The 25,996-nt window shown below is 44.4% G+C and carries 11 protein-coding genes; all 11 read right to left on the reverse strand.

Annotated features, from left to right (window positions below):
• Window positions 1-23 precede the first annotated feature (23 nt).
• The 11 genes from NST38_RS23050 to NST38_RS23100 all read right to left on the reverse strand — a co-directional run bounded on the left by NST38_RS23050 (window position 24) and on the right by NST38_RS23100 (window position 25,994).
• Window positions 24-11,966 (reverse strand): non-ribosomal peptide synthetase, encoded by an 11,943-nt coding sequence (locus NST38_RS23050; RefSeq protein ID WP_076252863.1) that lies wholly within the window; start codon window positions 11,964-11,966, stop codon window positions 24-26.
• A 13-nt stretch (window positions 11,967-11,979) separates the two neighbouring features.
• Entirely contained in the window at window positions 11,980-15,831 is a 3,852-nt protein-coding gene (locus NST38_RS23055) for a type I polyketide synthase (protein WP_076252864.1), read from the reverse strand.
• A 20-nt stretch (window positions 15,832-15,851) separates the two neighbouring features.
• Window positions 15,852-18,416, reverse strand: coding sequence for a non-ribosomal peptide synthetase (locus tag NST38_RS23060; RefSeq protein WP_076252865.1), 2,565 nt, complete (start codon window positions 18,414-18,416; stop codon window positions 15,852-15,854).
• Window positions 18,417-18,439: 23 nt separating this feature from the next.
• Window positions 18,440-19,147 carry a thioesterase II family protein gene (locus NST38_RS23065; RefSeq protein WP_256720101.1) on the reverse strand — a complete coding sequence of 236 codons (708 nt, stop codon included), beginning with the start codon at window positions 19,145-19,147 and terminating at the stop codon, window positions 18,440-18,442.
• An 88-nt stretch (window positions 19,148-19,235) separates the two neighbouring features.
• Window positions 19,236-20,042, reverse strand: coding sequence for a helix-turn-helix domain-containing protein (locus tag NST38_RS23070; protein ID WP_076252867.1), 807 nt, complete (start codon window positions 20,040-20,042; stop codon window positions 19,236-19,238).
• Between the two features lie 74 nt (window positions 20,043-20,116).
• Window positions 20,117-20,923, reverse strand: coding sequence for a phosphotransferase family protein (locus NST38_RS23075; protein ID WP_076252868.1), 807 nt, complete (start codon window positions 20,921-20,923; stop codon window positions 20,117-20,119).
• A gap of 143 nt (window positions 20,924-21,066) precedes the next feature.
• Window positions 21,067-22,263 carry an acyl-CoA dehydrogenase family protein gene (locus tag NST38_RS23080; protein ID WP_076252869.1) on the reverse strand — a complete coding sequence of 399 codons (1,197 nt, stop codon included), beginning with the start codon at window positions 22,261-22,263 and terminating at the stop codon, window positions 21,067-21,069.
• A 92-nt stretch (window positions 22,264-22,355) separates the two neighbouring features.
• Complete coding sequence (locus NST38_RS23085; RefSeq protein ID WP_076252870.1) at window positions 22,356-22,637, reverse strand: acyl carrier protein; 282 nt, start codon at window positions 22,635-22,637, stop codon at window positions 22,356-22,358.
• 274 nt (window positions 22,638-22,911) lie between these two features.
• A complete protein-coding gene (locus tag NST38_RS23090) occupies window positions 22,912-23,349 on the reverse strand; it encodes a GNAT family N-acetyltransferase (RefSeq protein ID WP_076252871.1) in 438 nt (145 codons plus the stop codon).
• A 244-nt stretch (window positions 23,350-23,593) separates the two neighbouring features.
• The gene (locus NST38_RS23095; RefSeq protein ID WP_036674414.1) at window positions 23,594-24,493 is read right to left on the reverse strand and encodes an ROK family protein; all 900 of its coding nucleotides are present in this window, start codon (window positions 24,491-24,493) and stop codon (window positions 23,594-23,596) included.
• Window positions 24,494-24,521: 28 nt separating this feature from the next.
• Window positions 24,522-25,994, reverse strand: coding sequence for a glycoside hydrolase family 32 protein (locus NST38_RS23100; protein WP_076252872.1), 1,473 nt, complete (start codon window positions 25,992-25,994; stop codon window positions 24,522-24,524).
• Window positions 25,995-25,996: the final 2 nt, after the last annotated feature.

Here is a 25,996-nt window from a genome sequence, read left to right on the forward strand (position 1 = left end):
TCTCCTTTACAGTCGGCTTGAGATCATTCGAGTATCGGGTTCAGTAGTTTAAAGTAGAGTTGCAAGAGTGACTCTACCTTGCTCTTCCGCCATTTCATTGAACGGAATCCACATACGAAGTGCAGGCTGTCCTCCTGATGAACCACTTGTAACGTTAAGTCGTACAGTTCAGACACCGGCACTCCCGAAGCAACTGCACCAGCGTTATAGAACAAAGGTAATGTTCCTGTACCGGGCTCCTGCAAAAGTGTACTAACATGTTTGGTGTGGAAGGTCTCTCTGCCATCTTGACCCTTGGATTGATGGATAAGCTGGAATAATTCATTAAATTGTTCCAACGAGCCGAAGTCCAGATCAAATACTTGAATATAGTCGGACTGCCCAATGGCTGCATGCACACTTATCCGATCACGGTTGGAGGCCTGTGCGAGAAGGTACGCAAAGCCGGCAAATAAAATATCATCCACCTCCACATCCCACCTGCTGGCAGCATTCACCACACGATCATAGAGTTCTGCCGATAAGGCAAACTGCAACTCTTCTGTTTCGTTTGATGTTGAATCTCCTTCCACGAAATAATCCATGGACAAGGGAATGCGGGAGCGTGATACGTGGATTACATCCATCTCGTCCAACTGATTCTCGATAAATGCGGTAATATCCGAAATAGTTGGCAAATTAAACATGTCGGTTATCTTCACAATTCCCGGATATTGGTCATCAAGTCTGGCATGTGCTTTGATCATCAGAACAGAATCGCCGCCGATCTCAAAGAAATGCTGATTCACACCAATGTGAGTATTGCCAAGTACTTCGCTCCATATCTGTACCAATAGTTTCTCAATATCATTAGCGGGAGCCTTGTATTGGACCTGAGCTGTGTGTAGAGCAGTTGGTTCAGGTAATGCATTACGATTGATTTTTCCATTTGCTGTTAAAGGGATGGCTTCCAACCGGATAAAGAATGAAGGCACCATGTACTCCGGCAATCTGGATATCAGAAATTCTCGCAATTCAGCAATGGAAACTTCTTGATCAGAGACATAATAGGCACACAGATATTTTTTCTTTTGCTCGTTCTGCCTGTCCATTACATACACACGCTTCAAGGCGTGGTGCTGAATGAATATGGCTTCAATTTCACCGAGTTCCACGCGATGCCCCCTGATTTTGATCTGGTTGTCCTTTCTGCCCAAAAATTCAATGTATCCCTCTTTGCGCATGACGCCATGGTCTCCCGTTCTATACAATCGACCAAGGAGTGGGTGCTGAATGAATGCTTTCTCCGTTTTATCCAAGTCATTCACATATTGATTTGCAAGACCTACTCCGCCGATAAACATCTCACCTGGAACATCAACCGGACATGGACGCAGTTTATAATCGAGCACATGGAATGTTTGATTCGCCAACGGATACCCGTAAGGGATACTGTTCCACGCATCAGATATTGAATTAATAGGGTAATAAATGGACCAAATACTAGCCTCTGTTGCACCACCGAGACTCACAATGCTTGCATCAGGACACAGATTTCTGACTTTGCCCGGTAACGATAGAGGTATCCAGTCACCGCTGAGCAGTATAAGACGAAGACTGCTTTGATGGTTACCCTCGTTGGTGATGTTTACTGCTCTTTCTATATCAGAACTTTGGATATTTAAATTAGCCAGCGGAGCGGTCTGTGCACCCAGGACTGCTACGGAACGTTCCGATAATAGGGTTGGGTCAGCAGCCATTGGGTTTTCGCCATAGGATACCGATACGCTTGGATTTTGTCTGATATAATTTCTGCTGCTCCATTCTTCCATAGAAGCCATATCATCGTCTGGCTTCAATCCTGCTTCCACCGTGTGAAGCCAGATCTGATTTTCATTTAAATTGAATAACGGTTTTATTTTCTCAAAAGGCATATCTCCGATCGAACACATCCCAATGCCCAACATCTCTCCAACACTATTTAGTGTGGATACCATAATTCCGGTATCAATAAGGGAGTATAAATAACCTTGCGCGCCATATTTCGGCATGGTTGCTTCCGCGTTGTAAATGAAGAAAACAGTAAACGCTGAAGACTGATAAATGGACCTGTTCGTGTAATAGTGCATTTCATCAGTGAATGACTGATTCCCATGAACGAGGCGTACCGTGTAATCCACTGGACTAAAGTAGTACAAGCCCGCCTCCATTCCCGCAACTCTTCCTTCCTTCACATACACAAACACATCTATCGGATATAGCCCTCCCGCAGAAGGATAGTAATACCGAATTTCCTGTCCTTGATCATACTGACCCAGTACTCCCATCAGATCGGAGAACTGTGTCATGGTGACAGGCTGATCCTCCTTAAAGGAACGATGAGAACGTCGCTTGGAGATGAAATCAGGATATTCAACACCACGCTCCAGTGAGACCTCAAGTGTGGTGTTCTCACCGAAATTACGATGCAACTGTATTTTTTTAAATTCCTCGTATGCCTGTGCATCGTATGCCACCTTTTCGTCATACGGATTGCGGAATAACTGCGTCTGCTTCTTGAAAATTTCCGCTGGCTCCATAAGTCCGCTGACCAAAGCACGTTTACGAATGAGCAGTTCCATGAGCGAATTCACTTCACTAACAGGTACATTCGGGAAGAAAGAAGCAATCTCGGATTGCCGGATCCCCTTTTGTGCCAGGAAATACAGTTCAGGGAACATACCTGTTGCATATGCAGGGCATTTGAACTCATCCACGTAGATATGCTTTCCATCCATTCGCCACAGCGTGGAGAATGACCAATGGTACACCGATTCTACTGACTCTTTCTCCACAGCCAGTTGGGTTGACGCCTGAATCTCTTCATCACTTGCCCAACGGTAACTTCGTCCAGCATCGGATTCCAGTCGATCCATGAACATATCCATAATCGCTGGAACCGAATTCCAGATTGTAACCTGATGGCGATCAACGGCCTCTTTCATCATTCGGATATCTCTTTGGTCAGATACAATTACGAGAGCTGCACCCGAGGAAAGTGCACCGAACACGTCATATACGGATAAATCAAAACACATGGAAGATACGCCAAGCATGCGATCCTTCTCATGAACACCGAACTTTCTGTTCATATCCTGAATCGTATTCGTTACAGCCCCATGAGTAATGGCAACACCCTTCGGTCTACCCGTACTTCCTGAGGTATAGATTACATATGCAATATCATCAGGTGTTCCAGATGGCTCACCTTCGAGTAGAGGATAACCTGAAGCCGAGACCTGATCATAGGCATCCACGTCCAATACAATTTGGCAATCACTATTCTTAAGCATGTAAGCTTGCCGATCTTCAGGATAATCCGGATCAAGTGGTACATATGCCGCACCAGTGCGAAGTATAGCCATTACATTTACAATGGTCTCCATACGGCGCCTTGCTACAACGCCAACTCGATCCCCTCGCCCGATCTCCTGTTCAAGTAAATATCCTGCCAGTTGACCAGATCTTCGGTCCAGCTCCGAATACGTCATCCGCTCATCCTCAAACAACAATGCATCCTGATCTGGATAATGTTTGGCCATACGATCAAACAAATGTTGCAATGTTGTTGGCATGATATTTTCTTCTGATTGGTTATACCTTTCCAAAATGCTGCGATCGACTGAAGGAATGTCAGGCCCCGTAATCGTTTCTCCTACAATTAGGCCATCCAGCAGTGCAATATATTGCGCAAACATCGTTTCGACCACCTGTTGGTCAAACAAGTCATCCACGTAATCCCAGGTTAGCGTTAGCTGCCCTCCCGCATCCGAAGCCTGATGATCCAGATATACCTGCGATGTTTGGCTGACCCCAGTTCGAACCTTTCCAATCAGTCCCTGAGTTGCTTCAGATGTCTCACGTTCATTAAAGATCATACTTGTGAAGACAATTGGCATTACGGTCTTGTTCCCCATTTGATGATGCTTGGAGAGATCACGTATGAATTCGATGCCTTCATAATGCCTGTGCTCCAGCGCCTCCAGTATACTGTCCTGAACATGACGCACATGACCCATAAAATCATTCCCCGAAGCCATATCCACATCAATTAAAATCATGGAAGTAAAGTCCCCAATGATATCCTGTATGCTTGGGTGGAATGGATAACGATTGAAGACTGTCAGATTCAGTGCAATCTTCTGTTGATTGCTCCAGTACGATAAGATCTGGGCATAGGCTGCACAGAGAAGCGCTGAAGGTGTTAGCCCATGTCCATTAGCAATCTTTTTCAATATCTCCCAACGCTGTGGTTCAAACACTTCATTAAGTCGCTTGAATTTTGGTTCGCTGATCTGTGCAGGATCTGTTTTCAATGGGAGTGCAGGTGCTGCTGGGAACTCCTCTACTCGGGCAAGCCAGTATTGTTTGTCAGCCAGGTACGTATTCGATTTACGGAATTCATTGTAAGCAAGAATATAATCGCGGAATGTAAATGGATTAGGCTCCGGATTAATCTCGGGATGATGATAGAATTTCAGTAGATCATTATTGAAGATCTGTATGCTTGCCCCATCAGCAATAAGGAGATCATATCCAAACAATAGCAAATGTGTATCCTTAGATATTTTTTTCGCACGTATCTCAAATAATGGCCATTGCTCCAATTCAAAAATATGATGAGACATGCGTTCTCTTTCGGCTATGATCACCCGTTCCATCTCATCAGGACTCAAACCACTGATATTTTCAATATCCATCCGGTATACCGGTACATGTGGCAGGATTCGTTGCTCTCCGGTAGGCAGGATAATTGCCCGTAACATAGGATGGTGTTCAATCAGCTTGATTAGTGCTTCATTGAAGCGCGTCATCTCCAGTTGAGTTTCGAATTCGAGATACCCGTGTGTCGAAGTGCCTCCCATTTCAAAAGCCTGACTTCTTCCTGCGACATAAGCCATCTGTACCTCGGTCAGCGGGAATGGTCGGCCTTCAGGATCAGGGCATGGATCATGCTGCGGATAATGAATTGTTCCCACTGACTCTTCATTTTCCACAGAGCTCTCAAGCAAAGCCGCCAGTTCATAAATATCTCTCAGGGCCATAAATTCCTTGAAGCTGAGACGTTGATTGAATTCCTGCCCAATCCGATTCACCAGCTGCACCATTAGAATTGAATTGATCCCCATCTGGAAAAAGCTGTCGTGAGTTCCTACTCCATTCATACCAAATACCGATTCACAGAGTTCAATCAGCTTTTGCTCCGTTGGGCTTTCTGTCCCTGCAAGTGCACTGGACTGTTGTCCAAAGGTTGGTTCCGGTAACGCTTTCCGATCAATCTTTCCATTGGGTGTAAGTGGAAATTCAGGCAACTGGATTAAATGCTGAGGAACCATGTAATCCGGAAGTGCTTTTGCCAAAAGACGCTTCATCTCCAATTCGTCATAGCTGCGCTCCGCTGAGTAATAGGCTACCAGTACCTTTGTTCCTTGCATGTCCACTTTATCTATAACGACAGCCTGCTTCACGCTAGGAACTGTAGATAATCGGCTTTCAATTTCTCCAAGTTCAACCCGGTAACCCCTGATTTTCACTTGGGAATCCCGTCTGCCAAGGAATTCAATGTACCCTTCTCTTCGCAAGACTCCAAAATCACCTGTGCGGTATAAACGTCCCAATTCCGGATGATTAAAAAATGCATTGTCGGTCCTCACCGGATCATTAAAGTATCCTTCAGCCAATCCTGCTCCACCGATACAGAGCTCACCAATGACATCGACTGGACTCAGGCAACCCGTGTAGTCAAGCGTATAGAATGTCTGATTCGCAAGTGGTCTTCCATAAGGAATGCTCTTCCAATCAGACTTGACAGTATCAATGGGATAATAGATAGACCAAATGGATGCCTCTGTCGCACCTCCCAAGCTGATAACCTGTGCCGAAGGAAAACGCCCATGTACTTGCTCTGGCAATTTCTTCGGTATCCAGTCCCCACTGAGCAGGATGAGTCTTAATTGTTCATTGGTTTGTTCGGTTACGTAATCTGCCATCAGTTGCATAATGGCTGGAACTGAATTCCAAATGGTTACTTTATGCTGTTGTATCGCGTCGTACATGTCATGAATATCACGCTGATCAGCAATGATCACAAGTGCTGCACCCGTCGCAAGTGCACCGAAAATATCATAGACTGACAGATCAAAGCACATTGAAGAGATACCAAGCATCCGATCTTGATCCGTCACTTCAAACTTCATATTGATATCCCGAATGGTATTCATTGCCGGGCCATGGGCAGTAGCTACCCCTTTTGGAGTTCCCGTGCTGCCAGACGTATAAATAATGTAGGCAAGATCGTCAGGTGCTGCGTTATTTTCCAGTGGCTCCACCGGCAATTCAGCCAGTCCCTCAAACGTATAAAGTTCGGGTAATAACAGCATTTTGCAGTTACTATTTTGTAAAATGTATTGCTGACGATCTTCAGGATAATCGGGATCAACAGGCACGTATACCGCTCCTGCTTTGAGAATACCGATGGTATTCACAATTGTCTCCATACCACGTTTGGCTAACAACCCCACCCGGTCTCCCCGTGTTATTCCTTGTTGCGTCAAGTAATGAGCGAGCTGATTGGAACGTTCATCCAGCTGTTGATAAGTCAATTGCTGATTACCGTAAATCAATGCTGTCTGATAAGGAGTCTTGGTCGCCTGCTCCATGAAAGACCCATGCAGTGTAGATATAGGAAATGTTTGTGCTGTTGCATTAAATGCATTCCAGATGGCATTATCCTGTTCAGGCAAACCTGGTAAAAACTCGATATTCTCTTGCTCACACAGATGAGTAATTATCGCTGTATAATCATCGAACATGGCGGAAAGTGTATCGTAATGAAAAAGATCCTGAATATAGTCCCAGTTAATGGTCAGTCTCCCGTCAGTCTCCATTACCTGATTATCAAGGTAGACTTGGGAGGTCTGACTGATACCCATTTTCAGATCTCCGATATGCTGCCAGCTTCCGATGGCATCCACAAATAATGTGCTGGTATATACAATCGGCATAATGGCGGAAGTACCCGCTTCTCGATGACGGGCCAGTTCTCGAATGAACTCCACGCCGTCATAATGTCGATGTTCCAACATATTGAGCATGCCACTCTGCACGTCTCTTGCTTGTTCCCAAAAAGGCTTGTTTTTTTGTTCGTTAATTTCGAGCAACATGATGGATGTAAAATCACCGATAATTTGATCGGTTTCTTCATGAAATGGAAAGCGGTTGAACGCCGCCAGATTGATGGCAAGTCGATCCTGATTGCTCCAACGGGCCAAAACTCGAGCAAAGGCAGTACATAGAAGCGCGGAAGGTGTTACATTTTTTTGCTGTGCCTTATGCTTTAATTGCTCCCACGGATCTTGTTCTAATATCCAGCTTAGCCGTGAAAATTGCGGTTTCTTGATATGTCTTGGCTCCTGCTTCAGCGGAAGTGCTGGAGCGGAAGGGAATGTGTCCAACTGATCCATCCAGTACTTCTTGTCACGTGCGTACATCTCACCCTTTTTCAGTTCTCCGTATGCCATCATATAATCCTTGAACGAAAACTTGAGTACAGGAAGTTCCTTTTCCGGCTCACGGCAATAATGCACCAGGTCCTCTCCAAGGATCTGGATACTCGCACTATCACAGATCAGCAGATCATAACCAAATAACAGGTAATGCCGTGTATCATCTATTTTAAAAGCTTTGAATTCAAACAGCGGCCATTGGCTCGGCTCAAACACATGATGGGACATTCGATCCCGTTCCGCCTCAATGTGTTTCCACTTTTCCTGCTCATTCAGATGGCACACGTCAACGATTTCCAGTTGATAGTCTGGTACCTGTGGCAATATTCGTTGCATGCCCTCAGGCAATATGACCGCTCGCAGCATTGGATGGCGCTGAATCACTTTTTGCAATGCAGTCTGGAAATGCGTCATGTTCAATTTGGTTTCCAATTCCAGATAATAGTGAGTGGATGTTCCCCCCATCTCAAACCGCTCGTCTCGACCTAACAGATAAGCCATCTGTACTTCTGTCAAAGGGAAGTCCTCATACAGGGTCGCCGGTTCCGGCTCTTGCTGGGGATACTCGGATATCGCTCCAGTTTCCTTGAGTGCACCAATCAGATGAATTGCAAGCTTTGCCAGATTCATACCTTCAAAGAACGTGTGGTAGTTTAGGTGAACATGGTAGCGTACCCGTATTTCAGTAATAATGCGCATCATTGATATTGAATCAACGCCGAGTTCAAACAAGTTGTCGTATACATCTAACCCGGTAAACCCGAGAACGTGTCCAACCAGTTGGGCAAGTTCCTTCTCCGTAGTTGTATATATACCGTTATCTCGTCCTTGCAGTTCAACCTTCTGTTCATATTCAGTTCTCGCCAGCTGGTTGTTATGATAATTCAAATGATTACGTTCCTGTTGAATTCGAGCTGTCATGGCTTCCGAAAATTGGATAACCCTTGACGACTCTAACAACGGTAGGAGTTCACTCGTATAATTGGGCTCACCGATCAACACTCGGCGTATACGACGGCTCAATACCATGTCAAAAGCACTGATCGCTTGATGAGTCGCTAACGTCTTGAATGCTGTATCCACATTCAGACCAAATCTGGCAGCCATCCCGGTTTCCTTCCAGGCAGGCCAGTTAATGGTTAGCGTTCGGCCCGATCCATTTGCACGGTAAGACGCAAAGCTATCCAGAAAACAGTTTGCAGCAACATAATCGCTCTGCCCCGGTTCTCCTAACATGGATATGCCAGAAGAAAACATAACGAAGAAATCGAGTGGTTCCTGCGCCGTTACTTGATTCAGAACCCAGGTTCCCTGAACCTTCGGTCTCAGAACCTCTTGGAATGCAGTCTCTTCCTTACGGATAATCAAGCCATCATTGGCAACACCAGCGCTATTAATTACCCCATAGATTTGCCCATATTTTGTTCTCAACCGCTGCACAACCTGAGTCATCTGCTCCAGATCAGAGATGTCTGCACTGATTAATTCAACACTTGATCCTCCAGCTTCAAGCTCCATAATGGTTTTCATTCGTTCAATCATTTCCATGGATGTTATCTTTGGATCTTCTTGTTGAATAAGCTTGTCCCACACAGTGCGATCAGGCATCGCCGTACGACTGATTAGTGCCAGACGAATGCAGCGTTCATCAGCCAGATGCTTCGCGAACTGCAAGCCAATTCCGCCTGTTCCACCAGCAATAAGATATAAACCGTTCTCACGAATAGTCACTTCCTCATGACTGGCTTCCAGAATGTTAGCAATATCCAATTCTTCAACGTATGACTGATTATGGCGATACGCCACTTGGAAACGGTCATGGGAGCTATTCAATTCTGCATAGATCGTATCCGCATCGGTATCTGAATCCACATCAATGAATCGGCAGGATATTTCCGGATACTCCTGTTCAATGACTTTTGCGAATCCGTTAAGCGTTGCATTTTCCGGTCGTACCTGACTTTCATACCCCGTAACTGCATTCGCTAGGGAGGATATGAATTGAAGCTGAAGTCCCTCTGTCACATGATGATGTAGAATCGCACGGGTCAAGTAGAATGCACTCTGAATTCCACGGTCCTGGCTTAACTTCAATTGTTCCTCGCTTTGTAAATAATCATCTGAATCATTCTCTGCCAGAGTAAACCCGTGAATAATGCGGGTTAGCCCCTGACCCTTCATATCATCCAATAACTGAATGTAATCACTTTCATCACCACAAATCACATAGTGCGAATCATCATACTTCTCGTAACGATCCCCCCAGGCTACCTGAATGACTCGTGCTTCGAGCTCACGCTCCAATCGGACCGTCAAGGCAGCATTGACTTGATCGTTTCCGCGGAAGAGAAGTACGGCGCCTTTCATTTTTGAGACGACAGAATCTCGAGATACGGGCGTGTATCGTTGCCATACAGCTTGATAAAACATGCCCTCTGCCTGTACCTTTTCCGATCTTCTGTTACGTTTTGGAATGTCGATCCAACATCTGTGCGTCTGAAATGCGTAAGATGGCAAACTGACCTTGAATACATTCTGATTCGCATAAAGCGCTTCCCAATCAGCATCGCCCCCAGAGACATAGTATGAAGCAGCCTGATGTAACGCATTGATATCTTGCTGCCCACTGTTCATGAATTCTCCAAGAGCTTGTCCCAGCGATACGCTCATCTCATGCCTGGATGAGAGCGACATTCTGAATTCCTGATCCGCTGCCTCCTCATCTTGAACCAGCTTGTGAAAACCGGTATAGATGTGCGAACCATGTGAAGTACCAAATAGCTGTTTTGAACGCTCCAACTGAGTAAGTTTCTGATGCAAATCGATGTTGCTGTTCATTATGATTGCTACCCGATATGGAAACTTTCCTCTTCCCGTGTTGGCGGTATAACACATATCTTGTAATGTTGGCAGTTCATTTTTTTCAAGAAAATAGATATACTTACTGATCATCTGACGTAGCGATTCCTCAGACTTGGCGGACAACGTCAGAATGGATGGACCTGTTACAGAAGTGTTCGCTTGATGCGCTGCAGTTGCCCGATCAGGTGCTTCCTCAAGCACGAGATGACAATTGGTTCCCCCAATGCCAAAAGAGCTGATACCACACCGTCTTGGAGTTGTTCCATCCGTGTTCCACTCTCGTAGTGTAGTATTTACGTAAACGGGTGATCCACTGAAGTCAATGGCTCTGTTTGGCTTTTCAAAGTTCAAAGTTGGAGGGAGTTTTTTATTTTTCAGCGCCAGAATTGCTTTAATTAAGCCAGCAGTTCCAGCTGCTTCGTACAGATGACCGATATTGGTTTTAACCGAACCGATCGCACAAAATTGTTTCTTGGAAGTATATTTCTTAAACGCGTTCTGAATTCCCTTAATCTCAATGGGATCTCCCAATTCTGTCCCCGTACCATGCGGTTCGAAGTACGAGATCGTTTCGGGATCAATGTTACCGTCCTCCCACGCTTTTACAATCAACTCAGCCTGAGTGGATGGGTTTGGTACAGTTAATCCGCCAGAACTTCCATCCTGATTGACGGCCAAACCTTTAATTACCGCGTAGATCTGATCCCCATCACGCATTGCAGCGTCTAGTGGTTTCAGCAATAAAGCAGTGACTCCTTCGCCCATTCCCGCCCCATTTGCAGAATCATCAAATGTTTTGGTCCGGTAGTCTGGAGATTCCATCCCGATTTTCTCATTCTGATTCTCGCGTGTCATGAGATGAAGTTTCACACCGCCCGCGATTGCCATATCACATTCCTTGTTCCGGATAGCCTGGCATGCCATGGCGACAGCTACGAGCGAAGAGGAACACGCTGTATCAACAACAATACTGGGTCCCTTCAGATTCAGAAGATACGAGATTCGATTGGATAATATGGAAGCCAAATTTCCAACGATGGACAGTGCACTTGTCTGCATCGTTTCGGTAATATATCGCATATACATATCTTTGATATTGTTGGAAAAGCCTACATAGACACCTGTATTGGTGCCCGATAATTTATCGTTACCGTATCCTGCATCCTCCATAGCATCCCATGCCGTCTCCATAAACAAACGCTGATTAACATCCGTTAAACTGGCTTCTTTGGGAGGCAAACGAAAGAATTCATGGTCGAATTGGTCAATATTGTCCAGGTACGCCGCTTCGTAATATTGAATATCTCCCTCAGGAATATCCATATAAGAGAGAATAGCGTCCATATCCGATTTTCGTGTCTTGGGAATGGGACGTATGCAATCTACACCACTCTGGATATTATCCCAGTAGTCATCCAGTGTTTCCATATTGGGCAACTTGGCTGAAATACCGATGATGGCGATATCCTTGACGGGTTTCTTTTCCCCTTCTTTTAGCATTTTCACGATCTGAGCCGCCGTTGTTTTGTTCATCTTCTGGTCCTTGACACTCTCTACCAGGAGCTTCAGAATTTTCTCCACGCTTCACGTCCCCCTACATCTTTTGAAGGTTGATGATTGCTTCATCCAGATCCATTGCTCCACGTTCGATCTCATCGAACAGATTCTCAAGATCTGTATCCCGTTCCTCTTCGAAAGTTTCCTTTTGAGGAGACTGGTGAGGCTTCTGCTTTTCTGTGGTGCTCATATAAGTAGTTAGTCTGGAGATACTTGGATATTCAAACAGATCGGTCAGTATGAGTTTTCCAGGGTAAGTTTTGTCCAATTTCAAGAAAATCTGCTTAATCATAATAGAGTCTGCACCGAGTTCGAAAAAGCTGTCATGTACATTCATCTCTTTAATGCCTAAATATGGTCCAACTATATTCGCAATAGTCCGGTCCATCTCCACGGAAGATTCCAATTTAAGTTCATACTCTTCCTTTGGGATCTGAACAGTAGAAGCGGATTCCATGTTCATTGATATTTGCTTTGCTCTCTCAGGTATTTTCATCAATTTTTGTAACCTTTGTCCGATATTGGCATCAAGATGAAAGTGGTAGTTATTCAAAATGTTTAAATAGGGTGAATTCCAGTTCAATTCCCCCACCAGCAGACGGTCGGTCTGTTTTCCCATTATTTCGAACAATCGATCCAATGCCCAATCTTTAGGCATCGCTTTGAATAAGGTGTCAAAATCAAACCCGGCTCTGGAAGCCATGCCTACCTCTTTCCAGGTAGTCCAATTCAGCGATATCGTACGCATCCCTTTGCGGTTCCGCATCGGGGCATAGGCATCCTGATATGCATTCGCGGCGGCATAAGCAGCCTGTCCAGTAGAACCAAATAACGTAGCGACGGACGAGAACATGACTAGAAAATCCGGCTGATCTTCGGCTGTTAGCTGATCCAGCAGAGGAGTCCCCTTCACTTTCGGAGCCAGCATTGCTGTAAACTCTTCCTCGGTCATCTGGTCAGCATGTTGTGTACTCCCAACGCCTGCTGCATGGATGATGCCACGTATACATCCAAAACGACTTCTTAATTGTTCAATGGCTTGACTTAACTGATCTGCATCGGCAACATCAGCTCCGAGATACATCAACTGTCCGGCCCGTTTCTCCATATCAAGCAACCGAAGAAGCTTACTTTTTAGATCTGGTGAAGTATTTTTCGCATTTAGAATGATGTCCCAATTGTGACGTTTGGGCAGTGCCGTTCTTGCAATCAAAGCCAGATTCATACGTCCAAATGATAGCAAGCGTTCAGCAATCTCCATCCCCAGACCACCAAGTCCACCTGTAATAATGTATACGCCGTTTTCTTTCCAGTTCATATCAACATCAGGCATGGAACCCACATCAGCAGGTGCGAATTCAGCTTGGTATGCTTGTCCATTTCTAATCGCCAAAGACTTCTTCTCCAACGGCCCCAAAATGTAACGCATATACTGAGAGGTATCCCAATCTTGGTCAACATCTATACAGAAGCATTCGAGATTCTGAATCTCACGCTGTACCGTATGTCCGAAAGCCAGCATCGCCGAATTCTCCGGATACAGAACTTTCTCGTCACCCGTCACATCATTAGCAAAGCTTGTCACCAAAATCATCTCAACCTGCTCTGCAAAGACGTGTGAGCATGCCTTGGTAAGTCTCCATACAGACATAAGACCTTTGTCCAGCCTGTTTTCCTTATTTTCTACATGGTCAAGTGATGCTAAATGCACGATCCGATAGGGACCTCCAAAGGACACTTCCAGCAAAAGTTTGATATAATCACTCTCGTTATTTCGAATTACATATGTCTGTGCATCCTGTTGAAGGTAAGATGTTCCCAATATCACTTCGATAACTGCTACTCCAGCTTCACGAATTTGGTTCACCAACTGGGTTGCATGTAGCTGTGTATCATTTCGTATTAATAAAACACGTTCAACATTATGGATGCTGGATGAGTTAATCTTGCCGATCTCGCTCCAAGGCTTCCATGACAATGAATAATACATCGCTTCTTCCTCAGTCTGTACTGAATTATCGGGGTTAGTATCAATCCAGCACTTACTCTCCTCAAATGAATATGTGGGCAAGCTCAACTTGTTATAGGTCACATCTGGATAGATTCTTGACCAATTGATCTGAGCACCGCCTTGATAATGTGTGCACAACTCCTCTAGCACGGTTGCTCTATCACATCCTTCGATATGCCAGTTCGAGATAAGTTCTTCTGTAGTGAATAACTGATTTCTTTTCCTAAATGTATCTTGTTCATATTTACCGGTCTTGGGTTCTGCAAGAAAGTCGTTTAAATGCTGCAGCAATTGATTCAACGAACTGACCACCCACACCGCTCGGTGTGCATGATGCTGTCTTCCAGTAGCTGCTGTGCAGCATACATCCCTCACATCGGCCTTCGGGTTCTCATTGATCCACTTCACATATGATTGCACCTGACGGGAGAGATTTCCGGATGATACACTTGAGATCAAAAAGGGATAATGGTCATCGCGCCCCAATTCCACTGATATGTTCGGAGCTTCTTCCAGTACAACATGACAATTGGTGCCGCTTAACCCAAATGAACTGACTCCACATCTTCGAGGAGTGGCCGCTTCCCACTCCCTTGAAATGACATTGACATAGACTGGTGATGTATCAAATTCAAATTTTGGGTTTGGCTTATTAAAATGAAGTGTAGAGGGAATACGTTTGGATCTGAGTGCCATAATCGCCTTCAGCAGACCCGCTAATCCTGCACTGTCGTACAAATGGCCCATATTGGACTTAACCGATCCTATGGCACAGAATTGTTTTCTGTCCGTAAATCTGCGAAAAGCCGATTGGATTCCTTCCAGTTCAATCGGGTCCCCAATGAGCGTACCTGTTCCATGTGCTTCCAAATAGGAAAGACTCTCTGGATGAATTCCAGCATCACGCCAAGCATGCGTCAGTACTTTTTCATGAGCTACCGCATTGGGCGTTGTGATCCCTGCCGAATACCCATTCTGATTCACAGCTGTGCCTTTTATGACTGCATACACATGATCATGATCCCGCAATGCCTGTTCCACAGGTTTAAGTACAACACTTACTACACCCTCACCCATTCCTGATCCATCCGCATCTTCATCAAAGGTTCTTGTTGTTCCATCACTGGATTCAATACCGATTTTGTAATACTCTTTATCCAGTGGAATCATATTCAGCCTGATCCCTCCAGCGATAGCCATATCACAACTTCCTTCACGTAATGCACGTACTGCCATATCCAGAGCAACCAGCGAAGAGGAGCATGCTGTGTCTACAACCATAGCCGGCCCCGTCAGATTAAGTAGATACGCAATTCTTGCAGGAATGATGGACGAAAGATTACCTACGGTGGCGATTGGTAACATGTCTGGACTTAATTCCTCGACCATCTGTTTGTACTTGTAACCTTCTTGATCTCCGATTACACCCACGTACACCCCAGTTGAACTTCCAGCCAAACGGTCACCGCCATAACCTGCATCCTCAACCGCACGCCATACCGTTTGCAAAAACAATCGTTGGACCGGACTCATCAGCTTGGCTTCCTGTGCACTCATACGGAAGAAGGAATAATCAAATTCATCGATTTCGTCCAGATAAGCTCCGTTCAAATAACGTACATGCTCCAATGAACCTTGCTTGTGAAGCAAGTATTGATCCAACTGGCCCTTTCGATGATTGGGCAATTCCCGTATGCAATCAATTCCATAATCAAGCATCTTCCAAAATTCATCCAGCGACTCTCCGGTCGGCAACTTCGCACCGATACCTATAACAGCTATATCATGTCTATTATCCGTTGTTATATCCATTTCAGTAGTAGTGTCCTGGTCATCTTCTTCTTCCCATTGCTCTCTGTCGAACAATTGATCAAGCATGGCCGTCCCCCTATGAAATTTCATTTCAATTCCGGTTGTACCAATAGTTGAAGTCCTCTCACATAATTGGCAATAAGACGTTTCACACGGCTCTGTTTTAATTTACGTCCATTAAAACGACAGTTGCACTGCAGAATATCACCTTCGTCAGACACTAGGATAATCAGATCGTAATAGTTCAGTACATCGTCCGATGCCTTGAACAGATGCTGTTCACCATATAAAGGATTAATTGCCCACTCCGTGCTGCTTGTTCTGATCTGGCCCATCTGCTCGACGGGAAACGCTCGATCCGAAGGCGTGGTTATGATCTGTTGATGAACATTTTGAAAGAGCTCTTTCATTGTCTTGTATTGATCGAAATTCAATCGTACAGGTGTGATCATTCTCGCTGTACCATAGGATACGTGCATATCAATAGAGGGTTGTTCTGATAACGTGTGTAACAAGTAAGCATACATAGCTGATGCCAACACATGAATACTGATCGCTTCGGATTGTGCAATCAGTCGCATATCCTGTACCAATGAAGCTGGGAGAGTGAATTGATACGACAAGGCTTCGTAACCTCGATCCGTATGGAAAAAGCCCCGATCCATCCGTACAGGCTCCATTTCCACTCTGTCTTGTCTGATCAGATTCGCCCATGAGACAATAGAGGTATGTGAATACAAGCTGGAAATGGCCATTTTGTCTGGAAATGCATCATCAATTGCCTGATGAATCTGCGTTACTTTTAGCGAATCGAATCCAGCTTCAGCCAGGTTGTCCGTTACTCCGACATTCCTAAGTCCCGCTACGGACTCAACAATCTCAATCAGCTTTTGTTCGATATAATCACGAGCTGGTTGTACTTCTTTGATCTCCTGGATATGGCTTAACATGCTCTGAATAGATTGTTCGATTTCACTAAATTCTCCTGTTTCGTACCGCTCCTGAAGCCTGTAACGTTGAAATTTCCCACTCGTCGTTTTAGGAATTTGCTTAATGGGCAGCACGGACTTGAGTTCAATCCCCATCCGCTGCTGAATATGTGCTTTGGCTTCTCCAACTCTTGGAATAAAAGATGGCAAGTCCTTTTTATATAGCACAAACATTACAACGCTTTCCGATCCTGTAAGTGGATTGGAGACACCACATACAGCGACTTTCCCCAGATCAAACTGCTCCAGTTCCTCCGTTACACGTTCAATATCATGCGGATATACGTTTTGACCATTGATAAAGATAATGTCCTTGGTTCTGCCCGTAATGACTATTGCGCCATCATTCATAAATCCTATATCTCCAGTACGAATCCATCCATCGGCTGTACTTGCTTTTTCCGTAGCTGCTGCATTGTTGTAATAACCGCTTGTTACACTCAATCCTTTAATTTGAATACTGCCCAGCACCAATTCCTCGACCGGCTTATCATAATCATCACATATTCGTACATCACAGTATTGAACCGGCTTGCCTACTTCCACAAAAGAAACAGCATGTTCTGAGCCCGGTTCAACTTCTATGAATGGTTTCCCGGTCTCCAAATATCTTCTGTCCAGTACATAACAAGTCAAATCACCGACGTTACCAAAGGAAACACCAACAGTTGCTTCGGCCAAGCCGTACGCCGTCAGCATTGTATTGGAAGCCAACCCATAAGGACTCATCGCCTCCAGAAAATTGAAACAAAGTGCCGGAGATATCGGCTCAGCACCGTTCATAATAAAACGTACCGAAGACAAATCGGTTGATGCAAAGGTTAGTGGATTATATGAATCCAGAAAATATTTATAAGCAAAATTCGGAGCATATAGTTGGGTGACACGGTGTTCAGAAGTTTTGGTTAACCATAATGTAGGGTGACGGATGAATAAGGAAGTCGGCATAATAAACTGTTGCAGACCTTGGAAGGTACTTGTAAGATGAAACGCAATCAGACCCATATCATGGGTCAGGGGTAACCAACTCAAAGAACGGTCATTAGAGGAGATTTGGGTTGCTATATTCATAGCTTGTATATTTATCATGACATTGCGGTGTGTAATTACTACACCCTTGGTTTGTCCTGTAGAACCTGAAGAAAATTGGATAAAGGCTATGTCATCCGGCTGGATGCTAGCTTCAATTCCCTCAACAATAGGTTCCTCTCGTACGTTCGAGATGTCCTGTACTACGAAGATTCGGGCATGCATTTCACGGACAACCTCTTCCAATCCATTCTTCCGGGCAAACTTGTCCAAGCTTTCCGTGAGATCCCGATCAGCAGCAATAAACGGATGATTCAACGTTTTCCACACATTGTAAAGCTTCATTCTTTGCTCCTGATTTCCGCCTACGGTTATCGGAACCGGTATGATTTTTCCAAGCGTGCAAGCCCAAAAGGTGACAATAAACTCTTCTTCCGAGTTCAGTTGGAAGATCAATTCATTACCCGGCTGCATCCCAAATGCTTGAAGTTCTCCTAATCGGATTTTGGCAGATTGCAGAAGGGACTGGTACGATACAACCTTTTCTTCTTTGCTGCCATTCAGAAAAGTAATACCTCTGTCTGTGACTGAACCAAGGGAGCTAAATAATTGAGCCAAGTTATCCATGCTCATAACTGGAACACACTCCTTGTCAACTAGATTACATAAGGTTGCAGCTTTTCATTTATAATTCTCGTTGTTTCCTGAATATTATCCTGGATATAGAAGTGTCCTCCATCCAATTTGACAATGTCACATTGTGAACCAGCGTACTTTTTCCATCCGATCAGATCGCTAGATTTCACTCGGGTATCGCTTCTGCCAGTTAACACGGTAATATCACTCTGAACCTTGAAAGGCTTGGGCTGAAAACGATAGAGTTCGACAATCCTGAAATCCGCTCTAAGTACAGGTGCAAATAACGAAAAGAGCTCTTTATTGGTAAAGACCTCATCCGACGTTCCACCCATGTTCTGAATCGCCTCTCTGAACTCTTCGTCTGGCAATGCGTGAATATTCTCATCCTTGAAAATATGTGGTGCACGATTGCCTGAAAGCATCATATGTTCAGGCAATTGTTTCGTTGACTGTGCAAGTCGGTAATATAGTTCGAGCGCCATCCAGCTTCCCATGCTATGTCCGAAAATAGCATAAGGCCCATGAATTAGTGAGGAAACCGTGGGGTAGATATCTTCAATCGCTTCTTCAAAGCTTTCATAGAATGGTTCCCCCACTCGAGCGCCTCTTCCTTTTAATTCGATCGGTATTACGTCAATAAAAGGGCTTAAAGATGATTTCCAGCGATGAAAAATCATGGCTGATCCACCTGCATGAGGCAAACAAAAAAGTTGAATTTTCTTCATTAGCCCTATCATTCCTCGTATTCTTATTTTTATCGTAATTTATCATTTTACGTAAAAAAATACAATATTTTCTGTGTTATTGAATACATTATGTAGATTGAATAGATAGGGGCAAATCTCCCTTGTTGCTTCTGAATTGATTGCGATGTTCGGTCGGACTTTTGCCTACTTTTTTCTTGTACATTGCACTAAATTGTGTACTAGAACTGTACCCTAGCTTCGTCGTAATTTCAGAGATTGGAAGATCCGTCTTGGTTACGTACTCCTGTGCCTTATCCACCCGAATCTGCTGTAGGTACTTCAGTGGCGAAACATTGAAAACCTTAGAAAACAGATTACACAGATACACTGGATTATAACCAACCATATCCGCCAGAAATTGCAGAGTAATTGGCTTCTCATAATTGTTTTGGATATACTTGCATATCATGACCAAGTTCCGTTTGACTGAGTCCTCCCGATCCGTTTCCGGTCGCATCAAATTAGCCAAATTCGTTTGATAGTAACTGGAGTATACTTCAAGAAAATCTCTTTCAGCTATTTCGATGTCCTCTCTACTCTCTACCGTTCGGTTCAACAGACTTACAGCAAGATCATAGTGTTTACTACCATTCTCACTTAGTATGTGACAGCTTGGCAGTCGCTCAAGCAGATCCGATCCAAAAATAATACCTCTCATTTTCAGAACAGGTTTATCGTAATTTTGCAGTCTTATTTTATTTGCCAGCAGCACAGCCCCTGCCTTAACTTGCACCGTTTTGCTAAACACACTGATTTCCAATGCATCCATAACCTCAAATATGGCAATCTGTCTTCTGAGAGACAAATCAAATAGATGTTTTTTTTCACGGACGACCATATCATAAGAAACAACAGAACGTAGTTGGAAATCCATTATCGTTAACCTCCTGATTGTTTTTCGGACGGTTTTGACAAGTACGGTGCTATACATTCATTCCTAATCTTGATCTAAGTTGTGTTGAATTTTTTAAGCTGATTACGAATGTAATCCAATAAATCTTTTTTTTCCTCAGGTGGTATCCACTCCGTTAGTCTGGCTGCAGCAATGGGAAGAACCCATCGATGTATCTCGCGAATGTCCATGCCCGAGAGAGACAAGTAATACTCAATATACGCTTTACTCATCCTGCTTTTGATTATCTTCAGCAGAACTTTCATCATCAATGGAGCGCCTTTTGGCAAATTTCCGTATTTTAATAACACTAGCGTCCTTGCCACATCTGCTGCTGGACAGCCCGATGCGCCTGTCATCCAGTCTATGATCCAGGATTCTTTGCCTGTAATCACATTATTGGGATGGAAATCCCCATGACATAGAGATCTGCCTTCCGGCAAACTATGTACATAGTCCATGATCTGTTGCTTCTCAATGTCCGATAGATCACTTGCGTTTGATATATTCTTCTCTAATACAGTTTTATGCTTTTGTTGAATCTGTTCACCTGATCGCTGGTGTATTTGATGATGAAGTGCTGCCATCTGCCTTGCTCTGCGCTCAATGGACCATGGTTTAATAATCATCTCTTCCAAAAGTGTCCTTCCACTAGCCAACTCAAATATGATACCTTTACGATTATTGATCGTCACCATATCAATTGTTTGTGGGCATTTAACTCCAAGTTCCAAAACGATTCGAGTATTATCAAACTCATGCTGAATCGCTTCCGCAGAGAAATCTTCTCTGAAAAGTTTCAAAATTGAAGTTTCACCATGTCTGAATATTTCCGCTGTCTGTCCCTGCCCAATCCGTTTCAATCCTAATCAACTCCGTATCTTTCCTAAATCAATTATGGTAAAACATCAAAGAACCTAATGATCAAGCCCTTTTTTCATAGCATAATGAATGATCCTGCCTAATGCAAAAAAAGGGCTCTTCCTTAGGTCCTGCAATGCAAAATCTAAACGTTTCGATTCGCGCTATCCTTAACTTTTTCTACTTTATTTGAACGTCTCATTTCACGGCGGTGTGTTACAACCTCCTGTGTTGCGATTAAAATTTCATGCATTTGAGTCGTGCCTTCGATAATTTCATTGATCCGGGCATCCCGATAATATCTCTCTACGGGATAGTCTCGATGGCAACCATTGGCACCATGAATCTGCACCGCATCACTCGCAACTTTATTCACCATGGTTGAAGCAAAGTATTTGGCAGTCCAAGTTTCCATAATGCTCTCTGGATCACCCACATCTCTTAAATATCCTGCTCTGTAACACAGCATCCGTGCCGCTTTCATATTCACTGACATTTCAGTGATCATTTTTTGTATCATTTGATTCTCGCGTATAGCTCTTCCGAATTGGATTCTGGAATTGGCATAATGTACCGATGCATCCAGACATGCCTTGGCTAAACCTACACAGCCACAAGCGATCGTGTATCTTCCATAATCCAGACAAGGTAGAGCAACATGTGATAACCCTGTACCGACTTGACCCAGGAGGTTTTCCTTCGGAATACGACAAGAATCCATTTTTAGTTCAGCAATCATCGATGCTCTCGCTCCAAGCAACCCGCTCATAGGTTCAACGCTGAACCCAATGGAATCTCTCTCCACGATAAACGCTGTCGGCTTGTTCTCACATTGGGCAAGAATCAAAAATACGTCCGCAAGCTGCCCCATGGTGATCCATTTTTTATGACCGTTAAGTATGTATTCGTCTCCGTCTAATACGGCCGTTGTTTCAATGCTTTTGGCATCGCTTCCAACACTCGGTTCTGTCAATCCGAATGAACCCAAAGTTGTCCCCGTAGCTAATGCAGGCAACCAATACTGTCTTTGTTGCTCCGTTCCCCAACGCAAGATCGCTAAACCCACCATCCCCTGAACGGTTAACAAACTTCTAACAGAGGAGCACCCACGTCCAACCTCTTCGTTAAGAATCCCGATAGTGATATTGTCCAGTTCCATCCCGCCATATTCTTTTGGCAACATGGAGCCCAGATAACCAGCCTCTGTTATTTTCGCAAGGAGTTCCGGGTGAATTCGTTCTTCGCTGTCATTTAAACTAGCATATGGAATAATCTCGCTGTCTACAAAATCCTTGAATTGTTCCTGCCACATCAATTGCTCCGCATTCAGTTCAACTTTCATCACATATCACTCCTGATTTTGAGGTTATAAGTCCAATAAACGGAACTCGATGCTGTGATTGTCTGATATGAGCTTGTGTTGTCATTTTCCCTTTATGACTCATTGGGAATCTCATAATTGATGCACTTACGCAAACTGTCTTTCAGATGTTGCAATGTTGTGAAGTTCTCCAATTCAAGATACTCATCGTCCATCTCAATATTGAATTCGTTCTCCAAGGCAATGATCAGTTTGATAAATGAAATGGAGTTTAATCCAAGAACTCTTAAATCCTCATCCAACGCACTTACATCCAGCTTTTGTTCAGAAAACATTTCCACGACCTGATAGAAGTGAATATCAAACTGATCATAAGCCACAGGATATTCTTGCAAAAAGATTCCTCCTCGATGTGAGACATGTAATCTTTGAAAATCCATTTTTGTGACACCATTTCTGTGATCAGAATCTGTTCGAACGTTTGCCTAAGAGTATAGGAATCGCAACAAAAAAAGTCCTACATTTTGTAAATATTCCATATATTCTCTGACTTCGATACTATCATAATCTTCCTGAGTCAAGCAATCACTATTGCCATGTATTCACAAATATTTAATAGGTTTCCACCTTCGAGATGATATCCCTATCTTGCGACAAGGATTCATTCTCTCAAAGGTGCTTTGACATAAATACATCGACCTCATCTTCACTGTCCAATATAAATCCAAATCGTTCATACAATCGCCGAGCAGGGCTTCCCTGCAAAACATTTAAAATAACACGTTTCCCCTGAACTTCATCCTGTTCCAGCAGGATGTTCAGTACCTGAGTTCCTATTCTCTGGCCTTGATAATCGGGATGTATGTAGAAATGTTCCAATAGATAGGCCTCAGACTTGGGCTTCAATGCTACACAACCCACCATTGATCCTTCAAGTTCAATAATCTGTGTCTGGGCAGGATTGAATGTATTCCGGAAACGTTCACGCACCTTCACATCATCGTACCTTCCCAGTCTGGTTAGATCATCGTATAATACCAAGGCTCGCAAATCAGCGAGTTGCTCTTGGTCTGCCTGTACAGCTTGACGCATTGTTATTGGGTTCATTTGTTGAATTCCTTTCCATTAGAGACACGTTAATTTTTGAATGTCTTATCGCACTATAGAACACTAAAAATCATACCTTTGGCAGCTCACTTGAGCAACATCGGATTTTAGAACGCACTATATTTTTCAAACATACTGAACTCCTCAAAAAAATAAAAAAGCCCAAAAAGGACGGTGCAGTCTTGCTTATACCAATAAGCGAACCTGCAGCCATCCCTTCTGGGATGTAGATTATTGTAGAAAACTATGAAACATGTGAAGCTTGTGCTGCATGTTGCAATGCTTCCAGACCCAATGCTAGCGCACCACACAGGCCTGCATGCTGGCCCAATCCGGGCTGCACAATATATTGGTCGATATGTTGCGTGATTGGGGCAGCATTTACATAACCATTGAGATTCCGCACTACCTGCTCCCGGATCATAGGAAACAGATGATCTTGCTGCATCACACCACCGCCCAAGATGATCTTCTGCGGTGAATGAAGCAAGATGGCCGTAGTAATCGACTCCGCAATGTAAAAGGATTCGATCTCCCACGCCGGATGATCTGCCGGCAGTTCACTGCCAGGGATCTGCCAACGAGCTTCAATCGCTGGACCTGCTGCCATTCCCTCCAAGCAATCGCCATGATATGGGCATAATCCGGCAAAGCGATCGTCTGGATGGCGTCTTGTCCGAATATGTCCACCCTCGGGATGTAACAATCCGTGTACTCGTTTGCCCCCTGCCACAAGTCCGACACCAACTCCTGTACCAATCGTGTAATATACACAGTTGTCCAGTCCTTGCGCCGCTCCCCACGTCACTTCACCGAGCGCGGCAGCATTCACATCCGTATCCCATCCAAAAGGAACCGGAAATTCATGCTTCAAGGTTCCAACCACATTACAGTTTTCCCACCCAGGCTTAGGTGTGGTCGTAATATAACCATAGGTGGGACTATCCGGTTGCAGATCAATCGGACCAAAGGAGCCGACCCCTATGGCTTCCACATCTTTATCCCTGAAATAGTCGATCACCTTGGCAAGAGTGGTCTCCGGATGTTCTGTTGGAAAGCTGATCCGATCTTCAATCTGTCCATGCTCATTCCCTACACCACATACAAACTTTGTTCCGCCCGCTTCTATAGCTCCAATACGCATCGTTTTGGGCTCCTTTCCTTCATTACAATTAACCTTTAGCCTTGGTTGATGATATCTCATAGATATGAAGTGAAGAGAAGACCAGATCTGTATTTTCGGCATGAGCAGAGATGCCTTGGCAATCCGTATCCGGATAGATCAGATCCGTAATAACCGCCTGACCATCATTTGCAAATACCTCCACAGATGAATGATCTACAAAGATACGCAAACTTTGATTTCCGTTCACTTCTTTTAACTCAGCTGTATGACGACTCAGGAAAAGTTCATGAAAATTGCCGATGCCCGATCGACTACGATCAACGTACACTTCACTTCGGATCGAGTCTACACCAACGACCGTTTCGTGATCTGCGCCGCTTCTTAGTGCAAAATGGAACGACTGATCCTGAGTCCACTCTGCATGGATCTCATAGTTCACGAGTTGCAAAGCGTTCAACTGCTCACTCACTTGCTGAATCGAAGCATCCTGTAGGGAAATTACTGGAGTACGGGCTTGCTCAAGTTCACGTGCAGGACGTTGAATCAATATAACTTCTCCCGCTCTTGTCTCCAGTGTCAACTCCCGGGCAATGGTCATTGCTCCACGGTAATCATTGGTTGGCGTCTGGTTGGCATACATCCAGTTGCTCATCCAGCCGATAATGAGGCGTCTTCCATCTTCCTCAGGAACGTCAGACCAACTAACTCCTGCGTAGTTATCCCGACCATAATCAATCCAGCGAATCGTCTGGGATGCCTCGTCTGGGACAAATGTAGTTCCATCAAAATCTCCGGTAAAATATTGTGTTCTGGAGCCTTCAATAAAAGCAGGATCTGCACCGATGCTAACAAGCATCACCCATTTCTCCTGCCCTGAATCTCCATCCACTGCAAGCGGGAACAGGTCGGGGCATTCCCACACGCCATCGTGAGAACCAATCCCGGCGCCAAATTCACTTCCTAGCGTCCAATCCTTCAGATTGGGAGAACGATACAGACATACCGTTTGACCACAAGCGATAATCATAACCCACTCCTTGGTCTGCTCATGCCAGAACACTTTGGGATCACGGAAATCAATAAAGGACTCATGCTTTAATACCGGATTACCCTCGTACTTAGTCCAGGTTCTGCCGTTGTCTTTGCTATACGCCAGACTCTGGGTTTGTATGGCATCACGGTTTTCAACTTCAAGATGATGGGTGAAAATAGCAACCAACCCTGGCTCACCCTCAAAAAATCCGCTCGTATTATTCCAATCCACTACGGCACTTCCCGAGAATATAGTGCCATTCTCATCGGGGAGTAAAGCTATCGGAAGTTCCTCCCAGGAGATCAGGTCCCTGCTCACTGCATGGCCCCAATGCATGGGCCCCCATGTGGTTCCATGTGGGTGATGCTGATAGAACAAGTGATACTCCCCATTGAAAAACACCATGCCGTTTGGGTCGTTCATCCACTTCTCTTTTGGTGAAAAATGGTATTCATTTCTGTAATCTTGTTTAAGAATTGTCGACATTA

Origin of the sequence: Paenibacillus sp. FSL H8-0104, assembly GCF_038050215.1 — a bacterium.
Classification (GTDB): domain Bacteria; phylum Bacillota; class Bacilli; order Paenibacillales; family Paenibacillaceae; genus Paenibacillus; species Paenibacillus amylolyticus.

Bases quoted from the DNA above. Each gene is read 5' to 3' on its own strand.
- NST38_RS23080 (WP_076252869.1), bottom strand. From the start codon at position 22,263: ATGAAAGTTGAACTGAATGCGGAGCAATTGATGTGGCAGGAACAATTC.
- NST38_RS23065 (WP_256720101.1), bottom strand. From the start codon at position 19,147: ATGAAGAAAATTCAACTTTTTTGTTTGCCTCATGCAGGTGGATCAGCC.
- NST38_RS23090 (WP_076252871.1), bottom strand. From the start codon at position 23,349: ATGAACCCAATAACAATGCGTCAAGCTGTACAGGCAGACCAAGAGCAA.
- NST38_RS23100 (WP_076252872.1), bottom strand. From the start codon at position 25,994: ATGTCGACAATTCTTAAACAAGATTACAGAAATGAATACCATTTTTCA.
- NST38_RS23060 (WP_076252865.1), bottom strand. From the start codon at position 18,416: ATGAGCATGGATAACTTGGCTCAATTATTTAGCTCCCTTGGTTCAGTC.
- NST38_RS23055 (WP_076252864.1), bottom strand. From the start codon at position 15,831: ATGCTTGATCAATTGTTCGACAGAGAGCAATGGGAAGAAGAAGATGAC.
- NST38_RS23095 (WP_036674414.1), bottom strand. From the start codon at position 24,493: ATGCGTATTGGAGCTATAGAAGCGGGCGGAACAAAGTTTGTATGTGGT.
- NST38_RS23070 (WP_076252867.1), bottom strand. From the start codon at position 20,042: ATGGATTTCCAACTACGTTCTGTTGTTTCTTATGATATGGTCGTCCGT.